Source organism: Terribacillus halophilus (assembly GCF_900101385.1).
In the GTDB taxonomy this organism is placed as follows: Bacteria; Bacillota; Bacilli; order Bacillales; family Amphibacillaceae; genus Terribacillus; species Terribacillus halophilus.
Genome location: NZ_FMZB01000016.1, coordinates 43,351 through 54,223, shown reverse-complemented (window position 1 = coordinate 54,223; position 10,873 = coordinate 43,351). Strand labels below are relative to the sequence as shown.

Below are 10,873 nucleotides of genomic sequence, written 5' to 3'. Positions count from 1 at the left end.
AGAAAAAACACCTCCAAGTATTATTTCGGATAACAATCATCCGTTTTCAACCTTGAAGGTGTTTTTTATTTGTCTCAGCCTATGGGGTCAGTCCCATGTCAGTTGGTTTTTTTTGCATGTTCTTTTATGATTTCAATTACACGTTGTTTTGCTTCTTGGCTTTCATAATGACTCATTGCACGCAAGATTTCATTTTTATGTTCTTTGAGATCCTGCAAATGCTGAATCAAGGACGCACTTGTCAAATCTTCTTCTTCCAAGACATCCGCATAACCTTGTTTCTTGAAGGAGCTCGCATTAAGCAGCTGATCTCCACGGCTGGCTTTCTTGGATAATGGCACCAGCAGCATCGGCTTGCGCAGCGCCAAGAATTCGAAAATAGCATTGGACCCAGCACGCGACAGTACAAAATCAGAAGCTGCGAACAAATCATTCAAACCTTCGTTCACATATTCGAATTGCACGTAGCCATCTTTTTTGATTGCCTCATCCAGCTGATCCTTACCGCAAATGTGGATGATCTGAAATTCTTGGAGTAAGGTGTCCAAACTGGAGCGGACTGCTTCGTTGATCACTTGAGATCCACCGCTTCCTCCCATGATCAGCAAAACAGCTTTATCAGGTGAAAAGCCCAGATTCTCCAAACCAACTCGTCGATTCCCTTGAATCAGCTCATCACGGACGACCGCTCCGACCCATTCTGCTTTCTTGGCAGAGACATGGGATACCGTTTCTGCAAATGTCGTCACTATTTTCTTGGCAAATGGCATCGCCAGCTTATTCGCCAATCCCGGTGTAATGTCCGATTCATGGATGACAGCAGGAATATGGCGCAGCCAAGACGCAAACAGCACCGGCACCGAAACGAATCCGCCCTTGGAGAAGATGACATCCGGCTTCACTTTTCCTATAATCCGATAAGCCTGCATGGTCCCTTTCATTACTTTGAAAGGATCCTTGAAGTTCTCCTTGGACATATAACGTCTTAATTTACCGGTAGAAATGCTGTGATATGTCACGCCTTCCATCGGCTCAATCAGATCACGCTCTATTCCTTTCTTTGAACCAATGTAATCGATCTTCCACCCTTCCTGTCTGAATACAGGAATCAAGGCCACGTTCACGATTACATGGCCGGCAGTGCCGCCCCCCGTAAATAGAATCCGTTTTTCCTTCATGTTGTAAATCCTTCCCTTTCCCATTAAAAGCACTTCTCTATTTAATATATCTGTAATTTATTTGTAATATAAACGAAACATTTTATCGCCTTCTCTATCCTAAAGGATATCTTAGAAAAAAGAAAGGGCTTTTTGGCATATGACCAATATATGCTTTTTTGGTTACATTATTTCCAGAAACCAAAAAAGAACAGCAGTGGAATCACTGCTGTTTCAGACAGAAACTTCGGTTTCCTCATTCGAGAAAAAGCGCTGCATGGCATAAAATACATCGGTTTTTTTACGCAGGACATAATATCTGAATTTGGGGTGTTCCATCTTGCGGAATATTTGCATCAGTGTGGAATGGCGATTATATTGGTTCACTTCCCCGTATCCGAACATACTTGATTTCTCAAGCAGCTGATTGATGAGACCGACACAGCGGCCATTATCAGAAGTGAGGTTATCCCCGTCCGAAAAATGGAAGGGGTAAATATTGTATGCCGATGGCGGGTATTTTTCATCGATCAGCTGTAATGCTTTTTTATAGGCTGAGGAACAGATGGTACCCCCACTTTCCCCTTTCGAGAAAAAGGATTCTTCGTCAACGACATTTGCTTCGGTATGATGAGCTATGAATTCAATATCTACCGTCTCATATTTTGTCCGGAGAAAGCGTGTCATCCAAAAGAAAAAACTTCTTGCGACGTATTTTTCCCAATTTCCCATACTGCCGCTAGTATCGAGCATTGCAAGAACGACGGCTTTCGAATCAGGTTTTTCAATTGTGTCCCAAGTCTTATAGCGTACATCTTCAGGATAGATTGGAGCGAATGCAGCAGTACCGCCAAGCGCATTTCGTTTGAATGCCTCGAGCATCGTTCTTTTTTTGTCGATATTCCCGACAAGCCCTGTCTTGCGGATATCGTGGAACGCAATATCCGTCACGATCATCTGCTTTTCATCTTTTTGTTCCAGGTTCGGCAGCTCCAGCTGACTGTAGAAATTCTCTTCCAGTTCTTCAAAAGATACTTCAGCTTCGTAATAGTCCTGACCAGGCTGATCTCCAGCTTCACCTTGACCTTTTCCGGGTGCTTTCTGCTGACCGCCGGCACGACCGAGGACATCACCGACTTTACTGCCGCCCTTTCCTTGGCCTGCATGCTTATTCTTGTCCTGACTATAACGGATTTTGTATTCATCCAATGATCTGATCGGTATCTTGATCAGATCCTTCCCATTTGACATGATAATATTTTCTTCCGTGATCAAATCGGGCAGCTTGTTCTTCAATACTTCCTGGACCTTCTCCTGATGCCGCTTTTGATCATCATATCCTTTTCGGTGGAGGGACCAGTCTTCTTCCGACACTGCAAAATGATTGGAATCGCTCATCTGCCAGCCTCCCTTAAGATAATTAGTCTATCTTATGCGGAAGTGCTGGCATTGATTAAACAAACTATAGAAAAGCGATAAATTATCTGAAAATTCCGCGAGAACGGATGTTTACACGAATATGCGGCTCAATTTTTATATTTTTGAAATCCTGCTCCCAATCAAGTTTCTTCCAATAGTCAGGATAGTGACCATAGATACTGCGACCAATTCCGAATACATCGCTATTTGCCTCTTGAATAATGCGGATAGTTTCCTTGGCCTGATCAGTCAATGCCTGTTCCAGGTTCTTTTTGACTTCAGGCAATTTACTTAAACTGAGATGATCCTGTGGGTATTCTTGGATCATTACCGTTACATCCATTGTAATGTCCGCTCTGACTTTGTTCTGTTTATCTGGTTTGGTTTTAATTTTACTCGAATAGTCCTCGATATTTATGGTTGTATTGTTATTCGTTTCAGGTTTCTCCCCATCAAATATTTTCACTGTGATTCGTGCCACCTTCCCCTTCACCCTCTTCATCAGCAAGAAGAGTGTCGTATGACCGAACGGGATATCCTTACCGGTATAACTTGATCCATGGAAAAGCGCCAATCCTTCATAAGATACTGTCTTGCCTCCGTCCCCGACTTGCAAGAGCGGTAAGGCAAAATCTTCCCCTTCCTCATAAAGCTCCGAACCTATCGCCTGCAAACTGGTCTCGAGCGTGTTCGTTGTCTCGACTTCCGATTCAATTATTCCTTCTATATATTCACTCGGACGTATCTCCGATTTAGGAACCACTTTTAGCGCTTGTTCTGCATTCCCCTTGACCACCACGGGTACTACATCGAGATGCATTCTTGGATCGCGGTAATAAGCATCCACATACGGATAAATATCCTGACGGGCAAGCTTATCTCCAAAAAGTAACACATCAAGCTGGGCCGGGCTGTAAGTAGAGGATAATCTCCTGTCGATATTCGTTCGTGCTTCGGAGGCTGTACTTCCGGTTGCCGTCAGGAATTGGGTTGATTCCTGCCCGGGTCCTTGGGCACTGTTCTGTACATTCGGTATGAGTATCGTATTCGTATAGACACCATCATCCGTCAGATCATAAGCAGCTGTAATGCCCAGTTTCACTTCCTTAAACTCCCTCATATCCCAGCAACCTGATAATATAAGCGTACAGCTTATCAGTATGATCGTCAGCTTTTTCATTGGGCTGCCTCCTTTTTCTTATCCTTGCGGCGCAAGAAAGATAGAAGGAATAATAAAATCGGAATATATATTGTGAAGTATTCCGTGATCACATCCTGGAAATCAATGATACTTCTGATATTCTCTTCATTAAGTCCTCCCCAAAAAGATACGGCAAGGACGATGATGGAAGCCGTATAAATATTCAGCATCTTCTTTTTAGACTTCGGAATTTGAGCAAAAGCCCTTTCTGCACCATACAGATAAGCTGCAAAAGCTGTCATGGCAAAAACGGTCCACAAGGAAAGGACAAAGATATCGATCCTTGTGATAATGACGGAATCAGCTGTCCGAAGCATATAAAGAACGGGCTGTGACACATGCTCAATCTGGTCTGAACCGAAATGTGCATAGGAAACGATGACTGTATACAAGTAGAAAAAGATAACGATCAAGTTGGTTCCGATCAGTGTTTTAGTTTTCTGCTTGATGCTGCCCTGTGTATACGGAAGGAACAGCAACAACAGCACATAACTGCTCAAAGAGTAGATGGTAACACGGATTCCTTCTATGTAAGCTGATAAGGAAGCCTGACCGATCGGCAGCAAGTAAATGAACTTCGCTTCCACGAAACCGAATAGAAACAACACGGAAATAACGAATAAAATCACCGCAAAGAAGGTGAATACCTTGGCAATAACGGTAAGACCACCTGAAATAGTATAGAGCGCACTAATGAGCAAGAGCAGGTAAAGTACCATGATCGGTGTTTCCGGAAGTAGCCATTGGTTGATCAACTCACCATAAGACGTGAGAAGGTATATAGCCACCACGAGAAAATATACATAATAGCCAAACCCCGCTACATTGCCCAGCGTTTTCCCAAAACTGCTTCTGAGAACATCGAACAGACCTTCACCTGGGTAGCATTTGTTTATATGCACCATCATCAGGACAAAGACAATGGAAATAGCTCCGCCAATCAATAGGGAAATCCATCCATCCGCTCCCACCTCTTTATGCAGGACAGTAGAAAGGTTCAGGATATCGACACCGACCTGACTTTGGATAAATATATAAGAAAGCTGCGATAAGGTGATTTTCGGATTCGTATCACTTTTTGCCATCGTCATCACTCAGTTCATTGGACTTGTATGGACGCGGTGATTGTAATTGCTCTGGCCGACGCTTCATCAAAAATTGCGGAACTCGTATGACAGTATCTTTTAAATCCCGGAACTGGATTGGTGTAAAATAGCTAAGTCCCAATGATTCCATCCGGCACAGATGAATGAGAACCATCAGTAAACCAAAAGCAATACCGATGAAACCAAGGATGGAGCTCAGGATGATCAATGGGAAAGTCAATAGCCTTAATGAATCACTCATTTCGTTCGATGGCACAACAAATGAGGCCAGAGATGTGAGGGCAATGACGATTACCATCAGATTGGACACTAATCCCGCTGTCACAATCGCATCGCCGATAACAAGACCTCCCACTATACCAATCGTGGATCCAATCGGGGACGGCAGCCGAATACCAGATTCCCGTATTAATTCGATGACGACCACCATCATGACTGCCTCGATGATAGGTGGATAAGCAATATCCCGTATGGCCCCCAATACCGGAGAAATAAGATCTTCCGGAATCACTTCGAAATGGAAGCCTACAACAGCAATATAAAACGACGGCAATGTTATCGCCAGGATGAAACTGAACAAACGAATCAAACGAATATAAGTTGCTACGAGCCATCGTGTATTATAATCATCCGGTGACTGATAAAAAGCAAAAAAGGTAACCGGTGCAATAAGACATGTAGGGTTATTGGCAAACAAGATTGCTATTCTGCCTTCCATCAATTGTGCGACAGTTTTATCCGGCCTTTCTGTGCTCAGGAACTGTGGAAAGATGCTATAAGTGCGATCCTCTATATATTCACTGAACGCCCCTGCGCTTAATAATGCATCATTGCTGATATTTTTCACCCTTGTTTCAAGTTCCTTCACCACATCCGGATTGACTACGCCTTCCACATAAATCAAGGCAATTTCAGACTCTGTATAATCCCCGACTGTCTGCTTCTTTATCGTCAAGCTCCGATGCTGGATGCGCCGGCGTATGAGGTTGATATTTTGCTTGATATCCTCATTGAATCCATCATGTGAGCCTTTGATGACCTTTTCATTCATCGGCTCCGTGATAGCCCGAGTCACATTCTGCTGGACATTGAAGAAATAACAGGTAGATTGACCTTCTATCAAATAAAGAGCCTTGCCTTCCAGAAGGGAAGATACGGCCTCGTTTAGATCCTTGCTTTCTTCTCGATCTTTAATTTTGGTTATATCCCCTTCCGTCTTCAGTAAGGGTTCGAAAATATAACGCTGGATCTTGTCCGGATCCGTTATATCATCCAAATAGACCAATGCTTGTTTATTACCTGGAAGCAGACGTATTTTAAGATCAGTCGAATTCCGTAATTCCTGTTGTAAATATTGAATATTCTTTTCCAGGGATGCTGTGGATCGATGCGGCGGCATCTTGTCTTCCCGTATAACTTTTTCCTGTACCGGCTGGTGTTTCTTTTGCTTGAAAAAACCCATGGCGACGCACCCCTCCAGTAATTCGATTTACATTAGTTTGTACAGCAGCAATAAAGATATGTGGAAAAAGAACATAAAAAAACCACCCTCCATCAAGAGGGTGGTCCAATGAATTTAACCTTCCAATAGTAGATCATATGGATCTTCAAGCAATTGCTTGATGCGTACAAGGAACTGTACTGCATCTTTTCCATCGACGATACGGTGATCATAAGACAATGCAAGATACATCATCGGGCGGATCTGAATCGTATCATCCGGCATCGCTATCGGACGTTTTTGGATAGCATGCATTCCAAGGATACCAACTTGCGGTGTGTTCAGGATCGGTGTGGAAACAAGCGATCCAAAGATACCGCCGTTTGTGATGGTGAAGGAACCTCCGTTCAATTCATCCAAGCTAAGCTCTTTGTTTCGAGCTTTCTTGCCCAATCGGGAAATCTCGCTTTCAATGCCAGCAAAGTCGAGTCGGTCAGCATCCCGTACGACCGGCACAACCAGTCCATCGTCAGTAGATACGGCAATACCCACATCATAAAATTTCTTGAGGACGATTTCATTATCCTGGATTTCTGCATTGATGTATGGGAATTCCTTCAACGCGCCAACGACTGCTTTTGTAAAGAAGGACATAAATCCAAGCTTCACATCGTGCTTTTCAAGAAACTTATCTTTGCGTTCACTGCGCAGCTGCATGACAGCTGTCATATCCACTTCATTGAATGTGGTCAGCATTGCAGATGTATGCTGTGCTTCCACAAGCCTGTTGGCGATTGTCTGGCGGCGCCGGGTCATTTTCACACGCTCGACAGGCTTATCGAATTCCGTTTTTTCCGACTGCTTCGGTTTATCAGCTTTTGCCTGTTTGGCAGGCTTTTCTTTCGGCTTTGCTGCCTCTTCGACATCTTCTGGACGAATCCTGCCAAATGGATCCCGTGCTGAAATCTCTTCCAAACTGATACCCAATTCACGTGCACGTTTACGAGCTGCAGGAGTGGCGAGTGTATTTTTGTTGGAAGCAGCAGGCTCAGCAGCTTCGACTTTCGTTTCTGCTTTTTTCTCATCAGCTGGAGCTTCTGCAACAGCTGCTGTTTCTGCTTTTGTCTCTTCGGCTGCAGAAACAGCAGCTTCACCGCCAGCTTCGCCATTCTCATCAACCGTTGCAATAATATCGCCTACTTCGACATCATCGCCAGCGTCCTTCAGCAATTCCTTGACCACACCGCCATACTCTGCGTTCACTTCCACATTTACCTTATCTGTTTCCAACTCCAGGACAGGGTCCCCTTTTTCAACGTGGTCACCCGGGTTGACCAACCACTCAGAAATTGTTCCTTCTGTAATTGATTCTGCCAGCTCTGGTACTTTTAGTTCCTTCATACGCTAACTCCTCCCTTGGACAGCTTTAAGGCTTGGTTAATGATCTGCTTTTGTTCTGTTTTATGGACAGCAGGCTTTCCGACTGCTGGTGATGCCCGATCCGGACGTCCGATATATTCAAGCGTTTGATCCTCTGACAGAATTACTTCGATTCTATCGCGAACAAATGTCCACGCCCCCATATTACGCGGTTCTTCCTGAACCCATCTCACTTCACTGATGGACGGGTAGTCTTTCAGGATTTGTTTGATCTTTTGGGCTGGGAATGGATAAACCTGTTCCAGACGGACGATGTGGAGCTCTTCGAATGAACCCGCTTCATTTTCCATTGCCTCTTCCAAGTCCACCATCACTTTTCCACTGCCTAATACGAGAGTTCTCGCTGTTTCGGATGTTGCCTCATTGTTAGGCTGAACGCGTAAGGAAGAAAAACTTCCTTCCGTGAATTCTTCCAGCTTACTTGCCAAACGCGCACTTCGCATTAAGCTTTTCGGCGTCATGAGTACGAGCGGTCTTGCCTCTTCCCTCCCGCCAAGTTTCGCTTGTCTGCGCAGAAGATGGAAGAGCTGAGCGGCACTTGTCACATTCGCGATGATCAAGTTGTTCTCTGCTGCCAGCTGCAGGAATCTTTCGACCCGCCCGCTTGAATGCTCCGGTCCTTGTCCTTCGTAACCATGCGGCAGCAGCATGGCCATATTCGACTTTTCTCCCCATTTAGCACGTCCTGCGGCAATGAACTGATCGAAAAGCACCTGCCCTGTATTGGCAAAGTCACCGAATTGTGCTTCCCATAGGACAAAAGCATCCGGATTATGCACGCTGTAGCCATATTCAAAGCCGATGACCCCAGCTTCTGATAATGGACTATTATGCAGCGCAAACGATTTCGCTTCGTCCAATCCATGTAGCGGGGAATAGGTCGCATCCGTTTCGACATCATGCAGTACCGCGTGCCGGTGGGCGAATGTACCGCGCTCTGAATCCTGACCTGTCAGTCTGATAGGAGTACCTTCCTGCAAAATGCTGGCATAAGCAAGTATTTCGCCGACAGCCCAATCTGCTTTCCCTTCTTCTTCAAAAGCCTGATGCCGTTTGGATAAGATTTTGATCAGCTTTTTAAAGACTTGGAATTCTTCCGGCCGTTTCTGAAGCTGTCTATTGAGCGAGAACAATGTATCCGCCGGGACACTGGTCTTGATCTCAGGCAGGTCACATTTCAATGCTTCCGGTTCCGGTTTCGGCATTTTTTCCTTCGCCTCTTCTTCCTTCATATTTTGGAAGATATCCTTCAAATGTTCACCGACTTGTTCGCTCAGCACTTCGTAACCTTCCTGCTCATTGATGACGTTCTCTTTTGCAAGCTTTGCAGAAAAGATTTTGGCTACGGTATCATGTGCATCGATATCTTGATAGAGGATCGGCTGTGTCGAACGCGGTTCATCCATCTCGTTATGACCGTAACGGCGATATCCGACAAGATCAATCAAGAAGTCCTTATGGAAACGCTGGCGGTATTGAAAAGCAAGCGATGCAGCCGCAACACAAGCCAGCGGATCATCAGCATTCACATGCACGACGGGAATTTCGAAACCTTTCGCTAAATCACTTGCGTATCGAGTGGAACGTCCATCCCTGCGATTCGTCGTGAAGCCAACCTGATTGTTAGCGATGATATGAACCGATCCTGCTGTACTATACCCTGGAAGAACTCCGAGGTTAAGCGTTTCAGCTACAATGCCTTCCCCGATAAAAGCAGCATCACCATGGATGAGGATACTAAGTGCCTTGGAAGGATCTTGTTCCGGATATCCTGGCTTGGAAGTATCATCCTGAGCCGCTCGAGTAAAACCTTCGACAACCGGATTTACGAATTCCAGGTGGGAAGGGTTATTTGCCAATGTGATTGTCGTGTGCTTCTCTTGTCCTTCATGGTGTTCTGCAACCGCACCGAAATGATACTTTACATCACCTGTCCACCCGCCATGCAGCCCTTTTGATCCTTCAGACGGGAGCAGTTCTTTCTCACCCGTGTGATTGAATTCAGAGAAAATGAGATCGAATGGCTTGCCTAAAACATGTGCAAGAACAGAGAGCCTTCCCCTATGCGCCATGCCCAGCATCACATCATTCGTATCAGCAAGGCATGCTTCCTTGATGATTGCATCAAGCATCGGCACCATCGCTTCAAGACCCTCGATGGAGAAACGTTTCTGCCCAACGAATGTACGGGATAGGAAGGATTCAAAGCCTTCCACATCTGTAAGCCGTTTCAAAATTTCCTTCTTATCAGCTTCGCTCCACTTCGGAATATAAGAGGCAGTCTCAATTTGTTCCTGAAGCCATTTACGTTCTTCGTTATTAGCCACATGATCATACTCGAAGGAAGTAGTTCCTGCATATCTTTCCTTCAATTGCTGTACGGCATCCCATGCCGTATGTACATCTTTTGGAGCGTCTTCCCAAACAAAGCTTGCCGGAATATCCTTTAAGTCCGATTCACCAAGCTGGAAATCCTCCATTTTCGTTAGTACTGCTGCTTCTTCGTGTTCCCCGCCTACTGGATAGATATCTGCTTCCAGATGCCCATAACGGCGAATAGCCTCCACAAGCTGAATTGCTGACGTAATTTTTTTAATTGATGTTTCGGAAAGTCCTGCGGATGGAACGCCTTCCCCTTGACGCTGTGACAACCGCGGCTCTCCATGTGTATCGAACAACTCTTTCAATGAAGCTTCCACTGATTCCGGATCTTGCCTGTATTTGTCGTATTGCTCCTCCACATAACCCATATTCGGTCCATGGAAGTTCTCCCAGAATCTTTCGCTAGATTCCTTTTGTCCCACGACTGTTCCCCCCAATAGAAGTAACTTTTTTAAATTAAGAAAAGACTAGGAAATTGGAAATTTATTTAAGTAGCTTGATGCGTTTTTACACTCTCAATATACCGTAACGAGACAAAAGTTACAACTAAAACAAGAAATTTTTTGAAACGCTTTCTTTATTGATATATAAGGGTTTATGCTAACGTATTTCATAAATATCATTATTTTGAAAGCGTTTTTACATTTTAGTTTCAGGAAGAAAAATTCTTTGCTTTTTTAAATTAAAAAAAGAGGATAATTGGAAAGTCTTTTTCCAATTATCCTCC

The 10,873-nt window shown here is 44.6% G+C and carries 7 protein-coding genes; all 7 read right to left on the bottom strand.

The window, feature by feature from the left end:
- Positions 1–98: 98 nt before the first annotated feature.
- The 7 genes from BLQ53_RS18020 to BLQ53_RS17990 all read right to left on the bottom strand — a co-directional run bounded on the left by BLQ53_RS18020 (position 99) and on the right by BLQ53_RS17990 (position 10,568).
- Positions 99–1,178: an undecaprenyldiphospho-muramoylpentapeptide beta-N-acetylglucosaminyltransferase gene (locus BLQ53_RS18020; RefSeq protein ID WP_093728703.1), complete on the bottom strand. Its 1,080-nt coding sequence runs from the start codon at positions 1,176–1,178 to the stop codon at positions 99–101.
- Between the two features lie 213 nt (positions 1,179–1,391).
- Positions 1,392–2,555, bottom strand: coding sequence for a sporulation protein YhbH (gene yhbH / locus BLQ53_RS18015; protein ID WP_093728698.1), 1,164 nt, complete (start codon positions 2,553–2,555; stop codon positions 1,392–1,394).
- 82 nt (positions 2,556–2,637) lie between these two features.
- A complete protein-coding gene (locus BLQ53_RS18010; RefSeq protein ID WP_093728697.1) occupies positions 2,638–3,756 on the bottom strand; it encodes a Ger(x)C family spore germination protein in 1,119 nt (372 codons plus the stop codon).
- On the bottom strand, positions 3,753–4,862 hold the full coding sequence (locus BLQ53_RS18005) for a GerAB/ArcD/ProY family transporter (protein WP_170829770.1): 1,110 nt from the start codon (positions 4,860–4,862) through the stop codon (positions 3,753–3,755). Before BLQ53_RS18005 ends, BLQ53_RS18010 begins: the two co-directional genes overlap by 4 nt.
- On the bottom strand, positions 4,849–6,345 hold the full coding sequence (locus BLQ53_RS18000) for a spore germination protein (RefSeq protein WP_093728695.1): 1,497 nt from the start codon (positions 6,343–6,345) through the stop codon (positions 4,849–4,851). The genes BLQ53_RS18005 and BLQ53_RS18000 overlap by 14 nt, the downstream gene beginning before the upstream one ends.
- A 114-nt stretch (positions 6,346–6,459) precedes the next feature.
- Positions 6,460–7,725 (bottom strand): 2-oxoglutarate dehydrogenase complex dihydrolipoyllysine-residue succinyltransferase, encoded by a 1,266-nt coding sequence (gene odhB, locus BLQ53_RS17995; RefSeq protein WP_093728694.1) that lies wholly within the window; start codon positions 7,723–7,725, stop codon positions 6,460–6,462.
- Positions 7,722–10,568: a 2-oxoglutarate dehydrogenase E1 component gene (locus BLQ53_RS17990; RefSeq protein WP_093728693.1), complete on the bottom strand. Its 2,847-nt coding sequence runs from the start codon at positions 10,566–10,568 to the stop codon at positions 7,722–7,724. Before BLQ53_RS17990 ends, odhB begins: the two co-directional genes overlap by 4 nt.
- Positions 10,569–10,873: the final 305 nt, after the last annotated feature.

Excerpts from the sequence above, each read along its gene's own strand:
- BLQ53_RS18020 (WP_093728703.1), bottom strand. The coding sequence starts at position 1,178 with ATGAAGGAAAAACGGATTCTATTTACGGGGGGCGGCACTGCCGGCCAT.
- yhbH (WP_093728698.1), bottom strand. The coding sequence starts at position 2,555 with ATGAGCGATTCCAATCATTTTGCAGTGTCGGAAGAAGACTGGTCCCTC.
- BLQ53_RS18010 (WP_093728697.1), bottom strand. The coding sequence starts at position 3,756 with ATGAAAAAGCTGACGATCATACTGATAAGCTGTACGCTTATATTATCA.
- BLQ53_RS18005 (WP_170829770.1), bottom strand. The coding sequence starts at position 4,862 with ATGGCAAAAAGTGATACGAATCCGAAAATCACCTTATCGCAGCTTTCT.
- BLQ53_RS18000 (WP_093728695.1), bottom strand. The coding sequence starts at position 6,345 with ATGGGTTTTTTCAAGCAAAAGAAACACCAGCCGGTACAGGAAAAAGTT.
- odhB (WP_093728694.1), bottom strand. The coding sequence starts at position 7,725 with ATGAAGGAACTAAAAGTACCAGAGCTGGCAGAATCAATTACAGAAGGA.